This window comes from Microbacterium sp. NPDC091676 (genome assembly GCF_044756645.1).
GTDB lineage: Bacteria > Actinomycetota > Actinomycetes > Actinomycetales > Microbacteriaceae > Microbacterium > Microbacterium paraoxydans_D.
Genome location: NZ_JBIVTI010000001.1, coordinates 458,573 through 479,650 on the forward strand (window position 1 = coordinate 458,573; position 21,078 = coordinate 479,650).

19 protein-coding genes are annotated in these 21,078 nt (G+C 70.8%); 16 read left to right on the forward strand and 3 right to left on the reverse strand.

Annotated features, from left to right (window positions below; all coding sequences use genetic code 11):
- Positions 1 to 59 precede the first annotated feature (59 nt).
- The 8 genes from ACIQID_RS02385 to ACIQID_RS02420 all read left to right on the forward strand — a co-directional run bounded on the left by ACIQID_RS02385 (position 60) and on the right by ACIQID_RS02420 (position 8,665).
- Entirely contained in the window at positions 60 to 821 is a 762-nt protein-coding gene (locus tag ACIQID_RS02385) for a YebC/PmpR family DNA-binding transcriptional regulator (RefSeq protein ID WP_312672437.1), read from the forward strand.
- Between the two features lie 45 nt (positions 822 to 866).
- On the forward strand, positions 867 to 1,451 hold the full coding sequence (gene ruvC, locus ACIQID_RS02390; protein ID WP_060922276.1) for a crossover junction endodeoxyribonuclease RuvC: 585 nt from the start codon (positions 867 to 869) through the stop codon (positions 1,449 to 1,451).
- Positions 1,452 to 1,460: 9 nt separating this feature from the next.
- Positions 1,461 to 2,081: a Holliday junction branch migration protein RuvA gene (gene ruvA / locus ACIQID_RS02395; protein WP_400281694.1), complete on the forward strand. Its 621-nt coding sequence runs from the start codon at positions 1,461 to 1,463 to the stop codon at positions 2,079 to 2,081.
- Entirely contained in the window at positions 2,074 to 3,099 is a 1,026-nt protein-coding gene (gene ruvB / locus ACIQID_RS02400; protein ID WP_060922274.1) for a Holliday junction branch migration DNA helicase RuvB, read from the forward strand. Before ruvA ends, ruvB begins: the two co-directional genes overlap by 8 nt.
- 72 nt (positions 3,100 to 3,171) lie before the next feature.
- On the forward strand, positions 3,172 to 3,573 hold the full coding sequence (gene yajC, locus ACIQID_RS02405) for a preprotein translocase subunit YajC (protein WP_370670655.1): 402 nt from the start codon (positions 3,172 to 3,174) through the stop codon (positions 3,571 to 3,573).
- A gap of 55 nt (positions 3,574 to 3,628) precedes the next feature.
- A complete protein-coding gene (gene secD, locus ACIQID_RS02410) occupies positions 3,629 to 5,359 on the forward strand; it encodes a protein translocase subunit SecD (protein WP_312672441.1) in 1,731 nt (576 codons plus the stop codon).
- Positions 5,359 to 6,348 (forward strand): protein translocase subunit SecF, encoded by a 990-nt coding sequence (gene secF, locus ACIQID_RS02415; protein ID WP_331202884.1) that lies wholly within the window; start codon positions 5,359 to 5,361, stop codon positions 6,346 to 6,348. Before secD ends, secF begins: the two co-directional genes overlap by 1 nt.
- Before the next feature lie 64 nt (positions 6,349 to 6,412).
- The gene (locus ACIQID_RS02420) at positions 6,413 to 8,665 is read left to right on the forward strand and encodes a bifunctional (p)ppGpp synthetase/guanosine-3',5'-bis(diphosphate) 3'-pyrophosphohydrolase (protein WP_025103521.1); all 2,253 of its coding nucleotides are present in this window, start codon (positions 6,413 to 6,415) and stop codon (positions 8,663 to 8,665) included.
- On the opposite strand, the gene ACIQID_RS02425 is transcribed toward ACIQID_RS02420, so the two are convergent.
- On the reverse strand, positions 8,652 to 9,200 hold the full coding sequence (locus ACIQID_RS02425) for a type IV toxin-antitoxin system AbiEi family antitoxin (protein WP_400281701.1): 549 nt from the start codon (positions 9,198 to 9,200) through the stop codon (positions 8,652 to 8,654). The genes ACIQID_RS02420 and ACIQID_RS02425 overlap by 14 nt on opposite strands.
- A 59-nt stretch (positions 9,201 to 9,259) precedes the next feature.
- Positions 9,260 to 10,612 carry a DUF349 domain-containing protein gene (locus ACIQID_RS02430; RefSeq protein WP_400281704.1) on the reverse strand — a complete coding sequence of 451 codons (1,353 nt, stop codon included), beginning with the start codon at positions 10,610 to 10,612 and terminating at the stop codon, positions 9,260 to 9,262.
- Between the two features lie 278 nt (positions 10,613 to 10,890).
- Between ACIQID_RS02430 and ACIQID_RS02435 the strand changes: the two genes are divergently transcribed.
- Together ACIQID_RS02435 and ACIQID_RS02440 are read left to right on the forward strand one after the other, a co-directional pair.
- Entirely contained in the window at positions 10,891 to 12,711 is a 1,821-nt protein-coding gene (locus ACIQID_RS02435; RefSeq protein WP_400281706.1) for an FAD-dependent oxidoreductase, read from the forward strand.
- On the forward strand, positions 12,708 to 13,460 hold the full coding sequence (locus ACIQID_RS02440) for a winged helix-turn-helix domain-containing protein (protein WP_312672450.1): 753 nt from the start codon (positions 12,708 to 12,710) through the stop codon (positions 13,458 to 13,460). Before ACIQID_RS02435 ends, ACIQID_RS02440 begins: the two co-directional genes overlap by 4 nt.
- Before the next feature lie 21 nt (positions 13,461 to 13,481).
- Here the strand turns inward: ACIQID_RS02440 and ACIQID_RS02445 are convergent, their stop codons facing one another.
- The gene (locus ACIQID_RS02445) at positions 13,482 to 13,778 is read right to left on the reverse strand and encodes a hypothetical protein (RefSeq protein WP_312672451.1); all 297 of its coding nucleotides are present in this window, start codon (positions 13,776 to 13,778) and stop codon (positions 13,482 to 13,484) included.
- Between the two features lie 100 nt (positions 13,779 to 13,878).
- On the opposite strand from ACIQID_RS02445, the gene ACIQID_RS02450 reads away from it, so the two are divergent.
- The 6 genes from ACIQID_RS02450 to mltG all read left to right on the forward strand — a co-directional run bounded on the left by ACIQID_RS02450 (position 13,879) and on the right by mltG (position 21,074).
- Entirely contained in the window at positions 13,879 to 15,243 is a 1,365-nt protein-coding gene (locus ACIQID_RS02450; RefSeq protein ID WP_312672452.1) for a replication-associated recombination protein A, read from the forward strand.
- A 181-nt stretch (positions 15,244 to 15,424) separates the two neighbouring features.
- Positions 15,425 to 16,054: a 30S ribosomal protein S4 gene (rpsD, locus tag ACIQID_RS02455; protein ID WP_060922265.1), complete on the forward strand. Its 630-nt coding sequence runs from the start codon at positions 15,425 to 15,427 to the stop codon at positions 16,052 to 16,054.
- 110 nt (positions 16,055 to 16,164) lie between these two features.
- Positions 16,165 to 16,353, forward strand: coding sequence for a hypothetical protein (locus ACIQID_RS02460; protein ID WP_312672453.1), 189 nt, complete (start codon positions 16,165 to 16,167; stop codon positions 16,351 to 16,353).
- Positions 16,354 to 16,408: 55 nt separating this feature from the next.
- Complete coding sequence (alaS, locus tag ACIQID_RS02465; RefSeq protein ID WP_400281714.1) at positions 16,409 to 19,069, forward strand: alanine--tRNA ligase; 2,661 nt, start codon at positions 16,409 to 16,411, stop codon at positions 19,067 to 19,069.
- Entirely contained in the window at positions 19,066 to 19,539 is a 474-nt protein-coding gene (gene ruvX / locus ACIQID_RS02470; protein WP_149085354.1) for a Holliday junction resolvase RuvX, read from the forward strand. The genes alaS and ruvX overlap by 4 nt, the downstream gene beginning before the upstream one ends.
- 2 nt (positions 19,540 to 19,541) lie before the next feature.
- A complete protein-coding gene (gene mltG / locus ACIQID_RS02475) occupies positions 19,542 to 21,074 on the forward strand; it encodes an endolytic transglycosylase MltG (protein ID WP_400281718.1) in 1,533 nt (510 codons plus the stop codon).
- Positions 21,075 to 21,078: the final 4 nt, after the last annotated feature.

Consider the following 21,078-nt stretch of genomic DNA (forward strand, 5'->3'; position numbering starts at 1 on the left):
CGATAGACTGGACGACGCCCTGGGCGGCGTTCCGGGGCGCAGACGACGAGCGGAGACTTATGTCCGGGCATTCCAAGTGGGCCACGACCAAGCACAAGAAGGCCGTCATCGACGCGCGCCGTGCGAAGTCCTGGGCCAAGCTCATCAAGAACATCGAGGTCGCGGCCAAGCTGGGCGGCGCCGATCTGCAGGGCAACCCCACGCTCTTCGACGCGGTGCTCAAGGCGAAGAAGACCTCGGTCCCCAAGGACAACATCGACCGCGCCATCAAGCGCGGCGCCGGCATCGGCGGCGAGGCCGTCGAGTACACCTCGATCATGTACGAGGGCTACGGGCCCAACGGCGTCGCCCTCATGATCGAGTGTCTGACCGACAACAAGAACCGCGCAGCGGCCGAGGTGCGCACGGCGCTCAGCCGCAACGGCGGCACCCTCGCCGATCCCGGCAGCGTCGCGTACAACTTCAGCCGCAAGGGCGTCATCGTCGTCGGCTCCGAGGGCACGACCGAGGACGACGTCATGATGGCGGCGCTGGACGCCGGCGCCGAGGAGATCGAGCCGCACGCCGAAGGCTTCGAGGTCATCACCGAGGCGAGCGACCTGGTGGCCGTCCGCTCCGCGCTGCAGGACGCCGGCATCGACTACGAGTCGGCCGACGTCGAGTTCGTGCCGAACCTCAAGGTCGAGATCGACGCCGAGACCGCCCGCAAGGTGTTCCGCCTCATCGATGCGCTGGAGGACAGCGAGGACGTGCAGAACGTCTTCAGCAACTTCGACCTGTCCGCCGAGGTCCAGGCGGAGCTCGAGAACGACGACGCCTAGGCGCGGCGCGAGCCGGCCACGGGGCACGCGGCCTAGCCTGGTCGGGTGACCACTTCGCTGCGTGTGCTCGGCATCGACCCCGGACTGACCCGGTGCGGTGTGGGCATCGTCGACGTCGATCGCGCCCGCCGCGGCACGTTGGTCCACGTGGGGGTCATCCGCTCCGCCCCGGACGCCGAGATCGGTGACCGTCTCGCGATCGTCGCTGCGGGGATCCGCGCCGCGATCGCCGAGCACCGGCCCGACGCGGTCGCCGTGGAGCGGGTCTTCGCGCAGCAGAACACGCACACGGTGATGGGCACCGCGCAGGCGAGCGGGGTCGCGCTGCTGATCGCCGCGGAGGCGGGTCTGCCGGCGGCGACCCACACTCCCAGCGAGGTGAAGGCCGCGGTGACCGGGTACGGCTCCGCCGACAAGCGTCAGGTCCAGGCGATGATCGCGCGGATCCTCCGGCTGGACGCGCCTCCGCAGCCCGCGGACGCGGCGGACGCCCTGGCGATCGCGCTGTGTCACGCCTGGCGCCGCGGCGCTCCGTCGACGAGCCGCACGGGTGGCGGTCTCACTCCCGCGCAGCGTGCGTGGGCCGACGCGGAGCGTGTCGCTCGAACATATCTACGAGCCGGCTCCTAGACTGAGAGGATGATCTCCTCTCTGCACGGCACGGTGCTGCACACGACGCCGGACCAGGTCGTCATCGACGTCGGAGGCGTGGGCTTCGCGGTCGCCGTCCCGGCGGATGTCGCCCACACCGCGACGGTGGGGGAGAAGCTCCTGCTGCACACGAGCCTCATCGTGCGGGAGGACTCGCTGTCCCTGTTCGGCTTCGCCGATCGCGGAGAGCTGGAGATCTTCGGTCTGCTGCTCAGCGTCACCGGGGTCGGCCCGAAGTCGGCGCTCGGTGTGCTGTCGCACCTCACCGCCGACCAGATCGCGGAGGCGGTGACGGCAGAGGACGACGCGCCGTTCCGCCGCGTCTCCGGCATCGGCCCCAAGACGGCGAAGCTCATCGTCGTGCAGCTCGCGGGCAAGGTCCAGGCGGTGGCCGCCCCGTCGGCCGCTGCCGCCTCGAGTGGTGACGACGTCGTCGCCCAGGTCTCGGTCGCCCTGGTGGGCCTCGGCTGGTCGGAGAAGGTCGCGGCGGAGGCGGCCACCCAGACGGCGACGGAGGCGACGGATGCCGAGCGGGCCTCCGTGGCGCTTCTCCTGCGGCGTACGCTCGCGCTCCTCGGTCCGGCGCAGGGAGGCCAGGGCCGTGGCTGACGCCCTCGATCCGACCGAGCCGACCGACGAGTCCGAACTCGCCATCGAGGGCGCTCTCCGCCCGTCGAGCCTCGGCGAGTTCGTCGGACAGCAGAAGGTGCGCGGGCAGCTGCAGCTCCTCCTGGAGGCGGCCCGCATCCAGTCCCGGCCCGCAGACCACATCCTGCTCGCCGGTCCTCCCGGATTGGGCAAGACCACGCTGGCGATGATCGTCGCCCACGAGAGCGATCGTCCGCTGCGCATGTCCAGCGGCCCCGCGATCCAGCACGCCGGCGACCTCGCGGCGCTGCTGTCGAGCCTCGTGCCCGGCGAGGTGCTCTTCATCGACGAGATCCATCGCATGGCCCGGTCGGCGGAGGAGATGCTGTACCTCGCCATGGAGGACTACCGGATCGACATCATGGTCGGCAAGGGCGCGGGGGCCACCAGCATCCCGCTGGAGCTGTCCCCGTTCACGCTCGTCGGCGCCACGACGCGCTCCGGACTGCTGCCGAACCCGCTCCGCGACCGCTTCGGCTTCACCGGTCACCTCGAGTTCTACGACGAGGGCGAGCTGGAGCAGGTCATCGGGCGATCCGCCTCGGTGCTCGGCGTCGACCTCCCGACGGACTCGCTCTCCGAGATCGCCCGACGCTCCCGCGGGACTCCGCGCATCGCGAACCGCCTGCTGCGACGGGTGCGCGACTATGCGCTCGTGCACGGCGGAGGCGAGGCGACCCTCGGGGGTGTGCGGGCGGCGCTCGACCTCTACGACGTGGATGCGATCGGCCTGGACCGCCTGGACCGCGCGGTGCTGGACGCCCTGGTCCGTCGGTTCCGCGGCGGGCCTGTCGGCCTGAGCACACTGGCGGTCGCGGTGGGGGAGGAACCGGAGACCGTGGAGAGCGTGGTCGAGCCCTACCTCGTCCGGATCGGCTTCCTCGGCCGCACGCCCCGGGGGCGGGTCGCGACGCCGGAGGCCTACGCCCACCTCGGCGTGGCGCACCCGGACGGGATGCTGAAGTTGGATGACCTATAATCGCTGAAGACTTCCCCGATACCGCTGTGCGCCCAAAGGCTGGTGCGTGCACCTGAGAAAGGCGCCATCCCCATGCCCATGGAATTTGTCCTCTTCGGACTCCTCGCCGTCCTGCTGATCTTCATGATCTTCAACACGCGCAAGCGCACCCGGCAGATGAAGGCCGAGCAGGAGGAGAAGGCGACCAAGACGGTTCCCGGCGCCAAGGTCCTGCTGCAGGGCGGCATCTACGGCACCATCGTCGCGTACGACGCCGAAGACCTCGACTCCCCGGCGCTCGTGGAGATCGCTCCCGGCACCGTCATCGAGGTGCACAGCCAGGCGATCCTCCGCGTCGTGGAGCCCAAGGACGCCATCGTCGACGCGCCCGTCGACGCCGCGGACGACCACGTCGTCGACGAGACCGCTGCTCCCGCGCTGGAGACGCCGGAGGAGACCCGCGCCCGCCTCGAGCGGGACGCCGACGACAAGTAAGACGAGGGCCGTCGCGGCCTCCCGGATCACCGTCCTTCCAGAAAGCTGAACACACGTGGCTTCATCCTCTCCTGTCCGTCACGCCTGGCGGGTCCTCCTCGGCCTGCTCCTCGTGACGGGCGTGCTCTTCGGCATCAACGCGCTGGGTGTGTACGTCTTCAAGCAGAGCTCGTGGACACCCGAGCTCGCGCTCGATCTGCAGGGCGGCACCCAGATCGTCCTGAGCGCCGAGACGGAGGACGGCGCCGCACCGACACAGGAGCAGCTCGACCAGGCGGCGGCGATCATCCGCCAGCGTGTCGACGCCTCCGGTGTCGCCGAGGCCGACATCACGACCGAGGGCGGACGCAACATCGTCGTCCAGATCCCCGGTCAGGCGGACGAGCAGACGCGGGAGCGCATCCAGTCCAGCGCCCAGCTCGAGTTCCGTCCGGTGCTCTACACCACGGCCGCGAGCACGGAGTTCGTCGGGGAGGACGGTAACTCCACGCCGTACCCGAGCCCCGACCCCTCGCTGAACGACCAGCCGACGGCCGAGCCCACCGACGCCAGCGACCTGTCCTGGGTGACCGACAAGCTCGCGGCGGAGTTCCAGGCGTACGACTGCGCCAATCCGTCCAACGACCCGTCGAAGGCGCCGAAGGACGAGCCGGTCATCGCCTGCTCGCCCGATGACACCGCCAAGTTCATCCTCGGCCCGGCCGAGCTGGACGGCCGCGCGATCACCGACGCGACCGCGGGGCGCGACCCGCGCTCGGGCGCCTGGATCGTGCAGCTCACCATGAACGGCGAGGGCGCGGACGCGTTCGGCCAGGTCAGCACGCGGCTCAACCAGAACCGGATCGACGGGCTGTCGCCGCGCGACCAGTTCGCCTTCGTGCTCGACGGCGAGGTCATCAGCGCACCGCGCATGAACGGCGTCATCCTCGACGGCCGCCCCAGCATCTCGGGCAGCTTCACGCAGGAGAGCGCGACGACCCTGGCCGATCAGCTCAAGTTCGGTGCCCTCCCGCTCAGCTTCGAGGTGCAGAGCTCGGACACGATCTCCGCGACCCTCGGCACCCAGCAGCTCCAGATCGGCCTCATCGCGGGCCTCATCGGCCTCGCGCTCGTGGCGGTGTACTCGCTGCTGTCGTACCGCGCGCTCGGGACGGTGATCATCGCGTCCATCGCGGTCATGGCGGTGCTGACGTACATCGTCATCTGCATCCTGGCGTGGCGGATCGGCTTCCGCCTGTCGCTCGCCGGCGTCGCGGGCTTGATCGTGTCGATCGGCTTCACCGCGGACTCCTTCATCGTCTACTTCGAGCGCATCCGCGATGAGCTGCGCGACGGCAAGTCGATCACGGGTGCCGTCGAGGACGGCTGGGGTCGGGCGAAGCGGACGATCTACATCTCCAAGTCGATCAACGTCCTGGCCGCCGTGGTGCTGTACATCCTCGCCGACTCGACGGTGAAGGGCTTCGCCTTCACGCTGGGCCTCACGACCGTGATCGACGTGCTGATCTTCGTGATCTTCACCCATCCGGTCATGCAGCTGCTCGCGCGTACGCGGTTCTTCGGCGGCGGGCACAAGCTCTCCGGTCTGGATCCGGAGGCGCTGGGCGCCGTGTACCGGAGCCGCTCGCAGTACCGCGAGGTCGCGACGGCGTCCGCGGGACGCGGGGCGAAGAACGCGCGTTCGCGCGGGGAGGCGGATCGCCGGCAGACCATCGCCGAGCGCAAGCGGGCGGAGGCCCTCGCCGCCGAGAGACAGACCACGGCCGGAAGTGAGGGAGACAACTGATGCCTTCCATGAATGAGTTCGGCAACAACCTCTACACGGGCAAGACGTCCTTCCCGTTCGTCGGCCGCCGCCGCCTCTGGTTCATCATCGCGATCGCTCTGGTCGTCGGCTCGGCCCTCGTGCCGCTGTTCCGCCCGATCCAGTTCTCGATCGAGTTCACCGGCGGCTCGCAGTTCACCGTCGCCGCGCCCGACACCACGGATCAGGACACCGCGACCGAAGCGGTGCAGTCCGTCGTGCCCGGGGCCGCGACCAAGGTCGTCATCGTCAACGACCAGGACGTCCGGGTGCAGACCGACCAGATGACCGAGGCGGAGACGCAGCAGGTGGCGCGCGCCCTGGCCGACGCCTACGGCGTCGAGCCGGATGCGGTGGCCTCCTCGTTCATCGGCCCGGCCTGGGGCGAGAGCGTGACCCGACAGTCCCTGTGGGGCCTGGCGATCTTCCTCGCACTGACCTTCCTCATCCTGGCCATCTACTTCCGCACGTGGAAGATGTCGGCGGCGGCGATCATCGGCCTGCTGGACGTGCTCGTGATCACCGTCGGCGTCTACGCCCTGGCCGGGTTCGAGATCTCGCCGGCGGCCGTCATCGGCTTCCTGACGATCCTCGCCTACTCCCTGTACGACACCACCGTCGTGTTCGACAAGATCAGGGAGAACACCACGGAGGACGGGGAGAAGACCTCGCGGCTCTTCGGGGAGTCGGTCAACCTCGCGGTGAACCAGACCCTCATCCGCTCGATCAACACCTCCGTGGTGGCCGCGCTGCCGGTCGGCGCGATCCTCTTCATCGGCGCCTTCTGGCTCGGTGCGGAGACGCTGACCGACATCTCGCTTTCGATCTTCGTGGGCATCCTCGTGGCGACCTACTCGACCCTGTTCGTGGCGGCGCCGCTGTACTCGCTCTTCCGCGAGAACGAGCCGCAGATCAAGGAGCGCGACGCCCGCATCCGCGCGGCACGGAGCAAAGCGGCTGTCGACGTCTGACGCCCCGCCGCGGGGCCGACCCCCGCTCAGCGCGCGTAGGATTGTCTGATTCGGAGGTGAGTGGATGGCGGAGCCGCAGACGGCATCGCAGGGTTCGAGTCTGCGACGGCTGGTGCCCCGCATCTTCTCGCGTGCGTCCCGGATCAACGATCTCGACAATCTGATCCGCACCGTCAGGGCCAACCACCCCAAGGGTGACTTCGCCGTCATCTCCCGTGCCTACGCCGTGGCGAAGGAGAAGCACGAGGGACAGAAGCGGCAGAGCGGCGAACCCTACATCACGCACCCGCTCGCCGTCGCCCAGATCCTCGCGGAGCTGGGACTCGGACCGCGGGCGATCGCCGCCGCGCTGCTGCACGACACCGTCGAGGACACCGGCTACGCCCTCACCGATCTCACCGCCGAGTTCGGCGACGAGGTCGCGATGCTCGTCGACGGTGTGACCAAGCTCGACAAGGTCAAGTACGGCGAGAGCGCCCAGGCCGAGACCGTCCGCAAGATGATCGTCGCGATGTCCAAGGACATCCGCGTGCTGCTCATCAAGCTCGCCGACCGGCTGCACAACGCCCGCACCTGGGGCTTCGTCCCTCCGGAGAAGGCGGCGAAGAAGGCCAAGGAGACGCTGGAGATCTACGCGCCGCTGGCCAACCGCCTCGGTATCCAGGCGATCAAGTCGGAGCTCGAGGACCTCTCCTTCGCCGTCCTGCACCCGAAGATCTACAACGAGATCCACAGCCTCATCGCCCAGCGCACCCCGCAGCGGGAGAAGTACCTGAGCCAGGTCATCGAGGAGATCGACGAAGACCTCCGCGACCTGCGCATCCGCGGCAAGGTCGTCGGCCGGCCCAAACAGCTCTACTCGGTGTACCAGAAGATGGTCATCCGCGGCCGCGAGTTCGACGACATCTACGACCTGATCGGGATCCGTGTCCTCGTCTCGTCCGTGCGCGACTGCTACGCCGTGCTCGGGGCCATCCACGCCCGCTGGACGCCGCTGCCCGGCCGGTTCAAGGACTACATCGCCACCCCGAAGTTCAATCTCTATCAGTCGCTGCACACGACAGTGATCGGCCCGGCCGGACGCACGGTCGAGATCCAGATCCGCACACACGAGATGCATCACCAGGCGGAGTACGGTGTCGCCGCGCACTGGATGTACAAGGAGCGGATGAACGGCGGCGGCAAGGCCGAGGTCCGTGCCTCCGACACCGACATGGCGTGGCTCGCGCACATCTCCGACTGGCAGGCCGAGACCGCAGACCCCGGGGAGTTCCTCGACTCCCTGCGGTTCGAGATCGGCGCCAAGGAGGTCTACGTCTTCACGCCGAAGGGACGCGTGATCGGTCTCCCGGCCGGCGCCACCCCGGTCGACTTCGCCTATGCCGTGCACACCGAGATCGGGCACCGCACCATGGGCGCCAAGGTCAACGGACGCCTGGTGCCGCTGGAGTCCGAGCTGAAGAGCGGCGACGTCGTCGAGGTCTTCACGTCCAAGAACCCGGATGCGGGGCCCAGCCAGGACTGGCTCGGCTTCGTCAAGAGCACGCGAGCCAGGAACAAGATCCGCGGCTGGTTCACGAAGGAGCGCCGCGAAGAGGCCATCGAGCAGGGCAAGGAGGCCATCGCGCGCGCGATGCGCCGGCAGAACCTGCCGCTGCAGCGGCTGATGAGCCAGGACTCGTTCACCGAGGTCGCCCACCAGATGCACTACGAGGACGTCTCGGGTCTCTATGCCGCCGTCGGCGAGGGGCACGTCTCGACCCAGTCGGTGCTCGAGAAGGTCACCGCGCTCGTCGCCACCGACGAGCCCACGACCGGGGCGATCGACCTGCCGGGAAGCGTCCAGACCCGCGAGACCCGGGGCGGCGATTCCGGTGTGCTCGTGCGCGGCGCGAACGACATCCTGGTGAAGCTGGCGAAGTGCTGCACGCCCGTCCCCGGCGATCCGATCGTCGGGTTCGTCACCCGGGGGAGCGGCGTCTCCGTGCACCGGGCGGACTGCGTGAACGTGAAGGCCCTCAGCGGCGAGCAGGACCGCTTCGTCGAGGTCTCCTGGGCGCCGACCAAGAAGAGCGTCTTCCGGGTGCAGATCCAGGTCGAGGCCCTCGATCGTTCCGGCCTCCTCTCGGACGTCACACGGGTGCTCAGCGAGCATCATGTGAACATCCTCTCGGCGACCGTGTCGACGACGGACGAGCGCCTGGCGCTGAGCCGTTTCGTGTTCGAGATGGGCGACGCCGTGCACCTGGACCGCGTCCTGAACGCGGTGCGCCGGATCGATGCGGTCTACGACGTGTACCGCGTCACCTCCTCCTGACCAGACGCTCCAGCGCGGCGAGGCCGCTGACGCTCCCGGGGACCCGGTTCCGGGTCCGCAGGGCCTCCATCGCGTCGTCGAGCGCCGCGGGGTGGACCTGGGCGAGCGCCTGCATCCACGGGAGCACGCGGGGATCCCGATGCAGCGTGGTGGCGAGATCGCACAGCGTGCGGACGGGCGTGGACACGGCGATGCCCCCGATGATCTGCACGTCCGTCCGCGGAAGCCTGGTGTCGTGGAAGACCACCCTGCTGTCCATCCGCGGGCGTACCCGCCGCTCGACCCACCGACGCGCATGGTGGACGGTCGGCGGGCGATCGCCGGCGCCGTGGATCCAGGCGGCGCTGGGCCCGCAGGCGGCGGCGCCTTCCTGGATGAGCGAGGCGATGCTGCTCGCCCGGACGTCGGCGGACTCCGGCAGATCGGCAGGGATGTAGGCGTCGCCGATCTCGACGACATGCCCGTCGAGGCGAGCAGCGCAGAGTTCCGGTTGGCTGAGCCGCAGGCCCGGCAGATAGAGCAGAGCGGGGTGCATGACGCCAGTGTGGCGTCGCGCGCCCCGCTCAGACGGAGTTGGCCGGACCTGTGGAGAGCTCAGCCGCCGAGAGCGTTGAGCCAGGCGCGACGGGCCTCGAGGGCGTCCGCGGCCTCCTTGGCGGCCTTGCTGTCGCCGGAGGCCTCGGCGGCGGCGAGCTCCGCCTCCAGCTTCTCGATCGCCTCGTGGAGCTGCGAGCTCATGTCGTTCGCACGCGCCTTCGTCTCCGGGTTGTTCTTCTTCCAGTCGACGTCCTCGCGGGCCTTGAGCGCCTGCTCGATGACGCGGAGCTTGTCGTCGAGCGCACGCTCCTTGTCACGCGGGAAGATGCGACCGACCTCGTCCCACTCGCGCTGGATGCGCGTGAGCAGGGCGCGGGCGCGCTTGATGTTCGGCTCGTCGGCGACCGCCTTGGCCTGCTCGAGCAACGCCTGCCGGGCTTCGATCTTGGGAGCGGAATCCGCCTCCTCGGCGGCGGCCTGCTCCGCGCGTGCGGCGTAGAGCGCGTCGCCGGCGGCCTTGAAACGCGCCCAGAGGGCGTCGTCGGCCTTGCGTCCGGCGCGTCCGGCCGTCTTCCACTCATCGAGGAGCGAGCGGTAGGCGGGGATGCCGTCGACGCCGCGCGGGGCCAGGGCCTCGGCGCGCTCGACCAGTCGGGACTTCGCGTCGCGCGCCGCCTTGTGCGCATCGTCGAGCTCGGAGTAGAACGCCCGGCGGTGCTTGTCGACGACGGCCCTGGCATCGCGGAACCGCTTCCAGAGCTGCTGCGAGACGCCCTTCGACAGGCGCGGACCGTTCTGCTGCTGCGCCTGCCAGGATTCGAAGAGCTCGTTGAGCTCGGCGGTGACCTGCTTCCACTGCACCTTGCTCAGGTCGCGGGCGGCGATGGCTTCGGCACGCTCGACGAGGGCGGTGCGCTCGGCGACGGCCTGCTCGACGAGCTCCTTCGCCTGCTGCGCCTCCTGGGCGGTGGCCTCGGACAGCGACGCGGTCAGAGCGGTGAGACGGTCGCGGAGCCCGGCGAGGTCTCCGACGGCCGCGGCATCCGTGGCCTCGTCGATGAGGTGCGCGGCCTGCTTGGACAGGTCGCTCGCGGAGGCGCCGCCGGCCTGGTGGCGCTGCTCCAGGGCGACGACCTTGAAGGCGATGTCGTCGTACTTGCGGACGAAGTAGGCCAGAGCCTCGTCGGGGGTCCCGTCCGGGTACTGACCGACGACGCGCCAGGACTCGCCCTCGCGCACCTCGACGGTGCCGTCTTCGGAGACGCGGCCCCATTCGCCGGCGGAGGAGACCGGGGTCGGCTTCGTAGCGGCCGGGGCGACGGCGGCCGGAGTCGGCGTCTTCCGCGGCATCGGCACGGCAGGCGGGGTGGGAACGGGCGGGGTCGGCTTCGCGGGCTCGTTGGCAGACACGGTGATTCTCCTTGCGCGGTCACGCCGCGGGAGGCGGAAAGGACGAGGCTCAGCCTAGTACGCCCTCTCTGATCCGCGAGACCCCGTCTTCCCGCCGAGACCCCGCGTTTCGTGCGTGAATGAGGCGGGGTGTGGGCGACGACCCGGGGGCTCACGGCGCGGGACGTTACCGTTTCGTGAGCAGAACGTTCGACGCAGGAAACACTCCGCGTCATCTCCGGGTAACACGGCGCTCCTATCGTCGCGACCACGACAGTCCCCAGGTCGACAGGAGTTCCATGGACGACAACGCAGCGCGTACGGCGGAGATCGTCGTCGTGGGGGCGGGGGTGGCGGCGCACCGCTTCGTCGCGCGGATGCTGGAGGATCCGGACCGCGCCGTGCGGATCACGGTGTTCGGAGACGAGGGGCGTCTGCCCTACGACCGCTCCGTCGTGGCTCGCGTCGTCGGCGGAGCCCCGGCCTCGGCGGGGGACCTGGACCGCGCGCCGTTCCGCGACGATCGTGTCCGCCTCATCGACGACGACCGGGTCCTGCGGATCGACAGAGCGGGACGCCGCGTGCGCACCCGCGCGCAGCGCTGGTACGACTACGACACCCTCGTGCTCGCCACCGGGACCCACGCGCATCGGCTGGACGTGCCGGGGATCGCCGCGCGCGGCTCGTTCGCCTTGCGCACGATGGAGGACGCGCACCGGCTGCGTGCGTTCCTCGCGGTCCGCGCGACCGAGGTGCCGCGTGCGCTCCGTGCGGTGGTCGTGGGCGGCGACGAGGGCGGAGTGGACGCCGCGTGCGCGCTGCAGGACGCGGGGGTGCAGACGACGCTCGCGGACACCGCGGATCGTCTGCTTCCCGCGAGGCTCGGGACGGCCGCCGCGGCTGCTCTCCGCGGGATCGTCGAGGACCGCGGCATCACCGTCCGGTCGCGGACGCGGGTCACGCGCGTCGACCCCGACGCGACGGGCGCGGTGACGGCCGTGGAGTTCCAGGACGGGACGTTCACCCGGGCCGACCTCATCGTCACGGTGGGGGCGCGCGCACGGGATGAGCTGGCGCGGAACGCCGGGCTGCCCACACGGGCGGAGGGCGGTGTCCTCGTGGACGCCGCCGGGAGGACGGCCGACCCGCGGGTGCTCGCCATCGGCGATGTCGCCGCGGGCGCGGGGGAGAGCGGACGGGCGGCGGCGCAGGTATCCGCGGATCGGGCGGCGGCAGCCCTGTGCGGGTATCCGGTCGCGAACGCCGCAGGACGCGAGTGGCGCGGGGCGCCCGGCGGCGTCGAGATCGCCGTCCTGCACCTCGCGGACGGTGACGAGGGCGGAGCGCCCTTCGGGGTGCCGCTTCCCGCGGACGGCGACCGCATGTTCGGCGAGGTGCTGCTCTCCGCGGATGGCCGCGTCGTGCACGGCGCGACGTTGATCGGGAGGCACGCGCACGTCACGCTGGCGGGCCTCGGGCGCGATGCCGCCGGCCGTCGGGAGGCGGTGCGCGCGCTCCTGGTCGCCGCGGCCGTCGGGGACGGCACGGGAACCTGCGGCCACGAGCTCCTGGCACCGTCCGTGGAGGCTCTGGCAGCGCAGCTGCGCAGCAGCGGGATCCGCACGTTCGCCCAGGCCCTCGACGCGACCGGGGGGATCCGCGACTGCGGCCCGTGCCTGCGGCGCCTCGCGCTCGCGCTGCCGGAGCACACCCTGCCGGAAGCCGTCCTGTGGTCTGAAGGTCGGGGGAGAGCCCCCGTCGAGGTCCGTGTTCAAGGCACCGCGGTCGCTCCGGTCCTGGAGGTGCGGGTCGGGACCGAGGTCGGGTCGGCGCTCCTCGTCGTGATCGGGCGGCTCGCTGCGCGACGCGATGCGACGGTGCGGATCGATCGGGGTCTCCTCAGCGTCGACGGACTCCGCGCGGACGACGTGCCGGAGGCTGTGAGCGCCCTCCGGGATGCCGGCGCCGTCATTCCGGAGGCACCGATCCGCGGGGTCGGGCCCGTGCTGTCGGCGTCTCCGCGCGCCGGTCGTCCGATCGGCGCGGTCCGTCCGGCGGCGACGGGGCGGCGCGAGCGCGGACGTGCCGGTGGTGCGAGGTCGGCGGAGGGCTCGGCGTGAGTGCGCCCCCGCGCCCCGCTCCGGCGCTCGTCGGCTGCCGCGTCGTCGTGGTCGAGGTGCCGCGGCCGGTCCGGCCGGAGCCGGTCGATGTCGACACCCTCCTGCGCACCCTCGCCGCGACCGGGTCGGAGGCCACGCGGATCATCCCGCCGCGGGCGGACCATGCGATCCCGGCAGGCACGAAGCGGACGCTCTACCGGATCGCGTCCGGTCAGGTGGACGCCGTGCTCTTCCCGGCCGCGGAGGGCGTGGCCGCGTGGCTGGCGGCCGTGGAACGACTCGGCATGCTCGAGGCGATCCGCGGCCGGACGCAGGCGGCGCGTCTGCTGCTGGTCACGACCGACGTCGCCGCGACCACGAGGCTGGCGGAGAGCGGGCTGCCCGCAGCGACGTCGTGCGGGCCCACCGCGGACGACCTCGCGCGCACCGCTCTCGGTCCGCTCGCGCGCGGCGTCACCGAGAGACGGACGGTGATCGGACGCGTGGCCGTGCGCAGCGGGGGCGCGCTGATCGACGGCGGCTTCGTCCCGCTCTCCCGCGGCGCCGTCGGCATCCTCGAAGCGCTGCTGGTCGCCGACGGCCGCGTGCTCACCAGGGCGGAGATCGGCCAGGTGCTTCCGGGCGGCCGACGCAGCGCCCGAGCGGTCGAGGTCGCCGTGGCGCGGCTGCGCGAGTCCCTCGGCGACGCGGATCTGGTGCAGACGGTCGTCAAGCGCGGGTACCGGCTCGCGGTCGTCGACGACGAGTGACGGGCCCCGACGCCGAGGAGGTCACTCCGACGGCGTGGCGGGAGCGCTGGGCTCGAGGGTGGGGCCGTCGCTCGGGGACGGCGAGGGGGCTGTCGACGAGGAGGGCGACGGCGTCGGCTCGGGTGCGGCCACCTGCGCGTGCACGACCTGGCTGACGATGGCGCCCACGACGATGAGAGATCCCACGGTGACCGCGATGATGTTGTCGCGAGTGCGTCGACGGATCTGGTCCTGGTGCCAGCGGGTGCGAGCGGTGTGCAGCCGAGCGCGCTCCGCCTCGGTGCGTGTCTGCGCCTTCTTGGAACCGCGTGCGGCCATGCCCTGCTTCTCCCGTCCGACGCCGGTCCACGACGTCGCCTGAGAGCCTACCGGGGCCCCGGCCTCGCCTCGTGTCCCCGGCCGCCGTTAGCCTGGAGGAATGTCCTCTCCCTCCGCCCTGCTCTCCGGGCAGACACCGCTCGCCGTGCGCATGCGCCCGGTGTCGCTGGACGAGGTCGCGGGGCAGCGCCACCTGTTGCGGGCCGGGTCGCCCATCGTCGCCCTCGCCGACCCGGAGGCGAGCTCTCCCGGTGCGGTGTCGATCATCCTGTGGGGGCCGCCCGGAACAGGGAAGACCACACTCGCCCAGGCGATCGCCCGTTCCTCCGGCCGCCGGTTCGTCGAGCTCTCGGCCATCACCGCCGGCGTCAAGGACGTCCGGGAGGTCATGCAGGAGGCCATCACCCAGCGCGACCTCTACGGACAGACGACGATCCTCTTCCTCGATGAGATCCACCGCTTCACCAAGGCCCAGCAGGATGCCCTGCTTCCCGGCGTGGAGAACGGGTGGGTCATCCTCATCGCCGCCACCACGGAGAACCCCTCGTTCTCGGTGATCTCGCCGCTGCTGTCCCGGTCGCTGCTCCTCACCCTGCAGCCGCTCACCGATGACGACATCGGGGTGCTCGTGGACCGCGCGGTGGCGGATGCTCGCGGCCTCTCCGGCGCAGTCGCGCTCAGCGACGAGGCGCGCTCCGCCCTCGTGCGCCTGGCGTCGGGGGACGCCCGTCGCGCCCTCACCGGGCTGGAGGCCGCTGCCGCCGTGGCGCTGTCGCACGCGGCGACGGCCGACGACGAAGGCGAGGGCGAGGGCCAGGAGACGGCCGTCCCCGAGGTCACCGCGGACGACGTGGCCCAGGCCGTCGACAAGGCGCTGCTCCGCTACGACCGGCAGGGCGACGAGCACTACGACGTCATCAGCGCCTTCATCAAGTCGATCCGCGGTTCCGACCCCGACGCCGCGCTGCACTACCTGGCCCGCATGATCGAGGCCGGGGAGGACCCGCGGTTCATCGCCCGTCGGCTCGTCATCTCCGCCTCCGAAGACGTGGGGCTCGCCGACCCCCAGGCTCTCGGCATCGCCGTGGCCGCGGCCGACGCCGTGGCCTTCATCGGGATGCCGGAGGGGCGTATCCCGCTCGCCGAGGCCACCGTGTATCTGGCCACGACCGCGAAGTCGAACGCGGCGTACGTCGGCATCGACGCCGCCATCGCCGACATCCGCGCCGGCGGATTCGGCCGCGTGCCGCTCCACCTCCGGGACGCGCACTATCCCGGTGCGAAGCGCCTGGGCCACGGCCGTGGCTACCGCTACGCGCACGACAGCGAGTACGGCATCGTGCCGCAGCAGTACCTGCCGGACGAACTCGACGGACGGCACTACTACGAGCCGAAGAACCTGGGCGCGGAGCGCGACATCAGCGCGCGGCTGGAGCGCATCCGCCGCATCCTCGGAGACCGCTGATCCGCCACTCATGGCCTCCGTCGTCGTCTGATAGACTTGAGCGGCTCGAAACCGAGTTTTCGGGCATCTCCTCGTTCACACCTCACCTTGCTGGCGCCCCGGCGTGCGCTCCAAGGAAGAACGCGGGTGATACGTCCGCGAGTCGCGAAAGTCGCGACCGCGTCATCGGAAGGACAGCTTCGTGACCACGAAGTCCCAGGACCGCCGCAAGGTGCGTCTCAGCCGCGCCCTCGGCGTCGCTCTCACCCCGAAGGCCGCCCGCTACCTCGAGAAGCGTCCCTACGCTCCGGGCGAGCACGGCCGCACCAAGCGCAAGGCCGACAGCGACTACGCCGTCCGTCTGCGCGAGAAGCAGCGTCTGCGCGAGCAGTACGGCATCCGCGAGAAGCAGATGCGCAACACGTTCAACGAGGCCCGTCGTCAGGACGGTCTGACCGGTGAGAACCTCGTCGAGCTGCTCGAGATGCGTCTCGACGCCCTCGTGCTGCGTTCGGGCTTCGCCCGCACCACGGCGCAGGCTCGCCAGCTCGTCGTGCACCGTCACATCCTCGTCGACGGCCAGCTCGTCGACCGCCCGTCGTTCCGCGTGAAGCCGGGCCAGCTCATCCACGTCAAGCCCAAGAGCGAGGGCACCGAGCCCTTCCAGGTGGCGGCCGCCGGCGGTCACGCCGAGGTCCTGCCGGCCGTTCCGGGCTACCTCGAGGTCGAGCTCGACAAGCTCCAGGCCCGTCTGGTCCGTCGTCCGAAGCGCGCCGAGGTCCCCGTGACCTGTGAAGTGCAGCTCGTCGTCGAGTACTACGCGGCTCGCTGATCCAGCGGAAGAGCATCAGGCAGGAGGCGTCGGGGTTCCCGACGCCTCCTGTCGTTTCCGCCTACGATGGAGAGACCGCGCCTTCGCGGCTCTAGGGCAAGGATGACGACATGAAGACTGTGCTGTGGTTCCTGATCGGCGTGATCGGCGGCTTCGTCGCGGCTCACTTCATGAACAAGGACCCGCGGGGCCACGACATCCTGGCCGACGTCGACGCCCGCCTCAACGGCCTCGCCGCGATCCTCAGCGACGCGTATCGCGCGCAGGAGGCTCGGCTGACCGAGCCGGGCGAGAACTGACCCCCCGCATCTGCGCCTCGGCGCGCCCCCTCACGCAAGGACATCCGGCACTCCTATGAAAACTGCGGAAATCGCGCAGCGCTACCTCTCCTACTTCGAGAAGAACGACCACCTCATCGTCCCCTCGGCGTCGCTGGTCAGCGACGACCCGTCGCTGCTGTTCACGGTGGCCGGCATGGTCCCGATGATCCCGTACCTCACGGGCGTGGTCCCGGCGCCGCACCCGCGCATCGCCGACCTGCAGAAGTGCATCCGGACCAACGACATCGAAGAGGTCGGGCGGACGGCGCGCCACGGCACCTTCTTCCAGATGCTCGGGAACTGGTCGTTCGGCGACTACTTCAAGGAAGGCGCGATCCGTTACGCCTGGGAGCTCCTCACGAGCTCGGAGGCCGACGGCGGCCTCGGCTTCGACGAGAAGGACCTCTGGGTCACCGTCTACGAGACCGACGACGAGGCCGAGGCGATCTGGCGCGACATCATCGGGCTCAAGCCGGAGCGCATCCAGCGCCTCGGCCGCGCGGACAACTACTGGAACACCGGCCAGCCCGGTCCCGGTGGCCCTGACTCCGAGATCTTCTTCGACCGCGGCCCGGCCTACGGCAGGGACGGCGGCCCTGCCGTCGACGACTCGCGGTTCCTGGAGATCTGGAACCTCGTGTTCATGCAGGACTTCATCGAGAACATCCGCGGCAAGACCGAGTTCGACATCGTCGGCGAGCTGCCGATGAAGAACATCGACACCGGCATGGGGCTGGAGCGCGTCGCCTTCCTCAAGCAGGGCGTCGAGAACATGTACGAGACCGACCAGGTGCGTCCGGTGCTCGACCGCGCCGTCGAGCTCTCCGGCCGCCGTTACGGGGCCGTGCACGAGGACGACGTCCGCTTCCGTGTAATCGCGGACCACGTGCGCTCCTCGCTCATGCTGCTCTCCGACGGCGTGCGTCCGTCGAACGAGGGCCGCGGGTACATCCTGCGGCGCCTGATGCGCCGCACCGTGCGCGCCATGCGGCTGCTGGGCGTCGACGACCCCGCGTTCCCCGAGCTGTTCGCCGCCTCCCGCGATGCGATGAAGTCGTCGTACCCGGAGCTGGAGCGCGACTGGTCCGTGCTCTCCTCGGCGGCCTTCGCCGAGGAGGAGACCTTCCGGCGCACCCTGGCGCAGGGATCGACCATCCTCGACCTCGCCCTGGACGAGACGAAGAAGGGCGGCGGGAAGACCCTCAGCGGCTCCGAGGCGTTCCTGCTGCACGACACCTACGGCTTCCCGATCGACCTCACCCTGGAGGTCGCCGAAGAGGCCGGGCTTGCCGTGGACCGCGCCGCGTTCGACTCGCTCATGCAGGAGCAGCGTCAGCGCGCCAAGGACGACGCCCGCAACCGCAAGCGCCAGCTCGCCGACGTCTCGGTGTACCGCGACCTGCGCGCGCTGGGCGAGACGGGCTTCGACGGCTACACGGCTCTCGAGGTGGAGTCCCGCGTGCTCGGCCTGCTCGTCGACGGCGCGCCGGTGCGCAGCGCCGCCGAGGGCCAGATCGCCGAGGTCGTGCTCGCCGAGACGACGCTGTACGCCGAGTCCGGCGGTCAGGTCGCCGACAAGGGCACCATCGTGGGCCCCGGCTACGAGCTCGAGGTGCTCGACGTGCAGCGTCCCGTCCCCGGGCTGATCAGCCACACGGTCGAGGTGTCCCGCGGCACGGTCGCGGTCGATGACATCGCGACGACGATCGTCGACGCCGCGAACCGGCGCGCCGCCCGTCAGGCGCACTCCGCCACCCACCTCGTGCACGCCGCCCTCCGCGACACGCTCGGTCCGACGGCCACGCAGTCCGGCTCGCTCAACCGCGCCGGGTACATGCGGTTCGACTTCGCCTGGTCGCAGGCGCTGTCGACGGACACCCGCACGGAGATCGAGGAGATCACCAACCGCGCCGTGCAGGACGCCCTCGAGGTGACCACCCGCATCGTGACGCTCGACGAGGCCAAGGAAGCGGGCGCCATGGCGCTCTTCGGCGAGAAGTACGGCGACGTCGTGCGGATGGTCGACATCGGCGGCCCGTGGTCGCGCGAGCTCTGCGCCGGCACACACGTGTCGACCAGCGCGGAGATCGGTCTGGTCAGCGTGGTGGGGGAGTCGTCGGTCGGCGCCTCCAACCGCCGGATCGAGGCTCTCGTCGGCGCGGATGCCTTCCGTGAGCTCGCGGCGGAGCGGGCTCTCGTCTCGCAGCTCACCGCCTCTCTGAAGACCCCGCGCGAGCAGCTCCCGGAGCGGATCGCCGATCTCGCCGCGAGCCTCAAGGCCGCGGAGAAGCGCATCGCGCAGTTCGAGGCGAAGGAGCGGGCGGGGCGCATCCCCGCGATCACCGAGGCCGCGACGCGCGTGGGCGACTTCCGCGTGGCGGCACAGACGCTGGGTGACGTGGCCTCGGCGGACGACGTCCGCGAGCTCGTCAACGGCGTGCGCGACCGGCTCGGCTCCGACCCCGCGGTCGTCGCGCTCGGTGCGGTCGTCAACGGTCGCCCCGTCGTCGTCGTCGCCACGAACGAGGCCGCGCGCGGTGCCGGTGCGAAGGCGGGGGCGCTCGCGAAGCGCGCCGCCGGTGTGCTCGGCGGAGGCGGCGGCGGTCGGGACGACGTCGCTCAGGGCGGCGGTACCGACGCAGCGGCACTGCCCGCCGCGCTCGAGGCCGTCTCCCAGGAGCTGCGCGGCGCGTGAGCGGCTACCGCCGCGGTGTCCGGCTCGGCATCGACGTCGGGCGCGCCCGTGTGGGCGTGGCCCGGTCCGATCCGGACGGGATGCTGGCCGTCCCCGTCGAGACCGTGCCGCGCGACGAGCGCTCGCTCACGCGCATCGCGGAGCTGGCCGCGGAGTACGAGCCGCTGGAGATCGTCGTCGGGCTGCCGGTGAACATGCAGGGCGCGGACACGCCGTCGACGGTCGATGCGCGGGAGTTCGCGGCCGCGCTCCAGGGGCGCAGCGGCGTGCCGGTCCGCCTCGTCGATGAGCGTCTGAGCACGGTCTCCGCGCATGCGGCGTTGCGGAGTTCTGGGCGATCACAGAAGAACTCTCGTAGCATTGTGGATCAGGTCGCCGCCGTGGTGCTGCTGCAGCAGGCGATCGACACGGAGAAGAGCACCGGAAACCCGGCCGGTGCCCCGGTCCCCGTTGACGAGGAGCCCGCCTGAACATGTCCGAACGCGAGAGCCGTGCGCCCGAGCACGAGCAGAGCACCCCGTTGGGGGATCTGTTCGAGAACCTCCCCGCTCCGTCCCCGCAGGTCCCGACCGCCGGGGACGACACGCCGGCACCCGGATCCCGCCGCGCGGCCAGGGAGGCCGCGGCGCGCGAGCAGGACGCCCCGCCCGCTCCGGACGCACCCGGTGCCGCTGTGCCCGCCCGTCCGGTCTCGGCGTCGGCGGCGACCACCGCGGAGACACCGGCGGACGACCACCGGCCGGCGGTTCCCCGCGCGGATGCCGAACCGGTCGTGACACGCGCGATGCCCGTCGCCGCGACGAGCGCGGACGAGGCCCCCGCCCCGGGCCCGCGCCGGTCGACCGGCACCGAAGACCCCGCACCGGCGCTGGGCGGAGGACTCGACGAGATCTTCGCGGCGCAGGACGACGGCCGCGATCACGGTGCGCCGACCAAGAAGAAGCGCCGCAAGGGCTGCCTCATCGCCCTGATCATCGTCCTGGTGATCCTCGGCGGCATCGCCGCCGGCGGCGTCTGGGTCGCGAACACCTTCGGCGACCGCATCGCCGACGCCATGGGGTGGGGGGAGCCGAAGGACTGGGAGCCCGGTCAGGCGACCGGCGAGGTGTACGTCACGATCAAGCAGGGGGACACGGGCGGCCCCGTGTCGACGGCCCTGTACGAAGCCGGCGTCACGAAGACCGAGGACGTCTTCTACGACTACCTCATCGACGAGAACATCGCGGTGACCTTCTATCCCGGCGTCTACCGTCTCCAGGAGAAGATGACCGCCGAGGACGCCCTCGCCGCACTCCGCAACGAGGACAACAAGCTCGAGAACACCGTCTCCATGCCGGAGGGCGGGACGATCTCATCGGCCCTGCCATCCATGGCGGAGACTCTCGGGATGCCACTGGCCGACCTCGAGGCGGCCGTCGCCGATCCGTCCGCGTACGGCGTGGAGGCGCAGAGCCTGGAGGGGTGGCTGTTCCCCGCGGTATACACGTTCGACCCCGAGGTCACCGCGACGCAGGTCATCCAGCGCATGGTCGACCGGACGCGCGAATCGCTCGCCGCCGCCGGCGTGCCGGACGAGGACGCGGAGCGGATCCTCACGATCGCCTCGATCATCCAGCGCGAAGGCCGCACGGACGACTTCGCCAAGGTGTCGCGCGTGATCCAGAACCGCCTCGACGACGACATGCTGCTCCAGATGGACTCGACGGCGCAGTACGGGTACGGCTCCCTGCACGAGGGCGTGGTCTCGAGCTCGGCGGAGGCTCTGGAAGACCCCAACGAGTGGAACACCTACGTGAACAAGGGGCTTCCGGCCACGCCGATCGCCAGCCCGAACGATGCCGCGATCGATGCCGCGATGCACCCCGCGGACGGGCCGTGGCTCTACTTCGTCACCGTCAACCTCGAGACCGGCGAGACGCAGTTCTCGGAGACCCTCGCGGAGCACGAGCAGGGCGTGGAGAAGTGGCGGGACTGGTGCCGCGGGAACCCCGACGCCGGATGCTGACGCG

Coding starts and splice junctions, on each gene's coding strand:
- ACIQID_RS02435 (WP_400281706.1), top strand. CDS start 10,891: ATGGACGACAACGCAGCGCGTACGGCGGAGATCGTCGTCGTGGGGGCG.
- ACIQID_RS02425 (WP_400281701.1), bottom strand. CDS start 9,200: ATGCACCCCGCTCTGCTCTATCTGCCGGGCCTGCGGCTCAGCCAACCG.
- ACIQID_RS02385 (WP_312672437.1), top strand. CDS start 60: ATGTCCGGGCATTCCAAGTGGGCCACGACCAAGCACAAGAAGGCCGTC.
- secF (WP_331202884.1), top strand. CDS start 5,359: ATGCCTTCCATGAATGAGTTCGGCAACAACCTCTACACGGGCAAGACG.
- ACIQID_RS02420 (WP_025103521.1), top strand. CDS start 6,413: ATGGCGGAGCCGCAGACGGCATCGCAGGGTTCGAGTCTGCGACGGCTG.
- alaS (WP_400281714.1), top strand. CDS start 16,409: ATGAAAACTGCGGAAATCGCGCAGCGCTACCTCTCCTACTTCGAGAAG.
- yajC (WP_370670655.1), top strand. CDS start 3,172: ATGCCCATGGAATTTGTCCTCTTCGGACTCCTCGCCGTCCTGCTGATC.
- ACIQID_RS02445 (WP_312672451.1), bottom strand. CDS start 13,778: ATGGCCGCACGCGGTTCCAAGAAGGCGCAGACACGCACCGAGGCGGAG.
- ACIQID_RS02460 (WP_312672453.1), top strand. CDS start 16,165: ATGAAGACTGTGCTGTGGTTCCTGATCGGCGTGATCGGCGGCTTCGTC.
- ACIQID_RS02450 (WP_312672452.1), top strand. CDS start 13,879: ATGTCCTCTCCCTCCGCCCTGCTCTCCGGGCAGACACCGCTCGCCGTG.
- mltG (WP_400281718.1), top strand. CDS start 19,542: ATGTCCGAACGCGAGAGCCGTGCGCCCGAGCACGAGCAGAGCACCCCG.
- ruvA (WP_400281694.1), top strand. CDS start 1,461: ATGATCTCCTCTCTGCACGGCACGGTGCTGCACACGACGCCGGACCAG.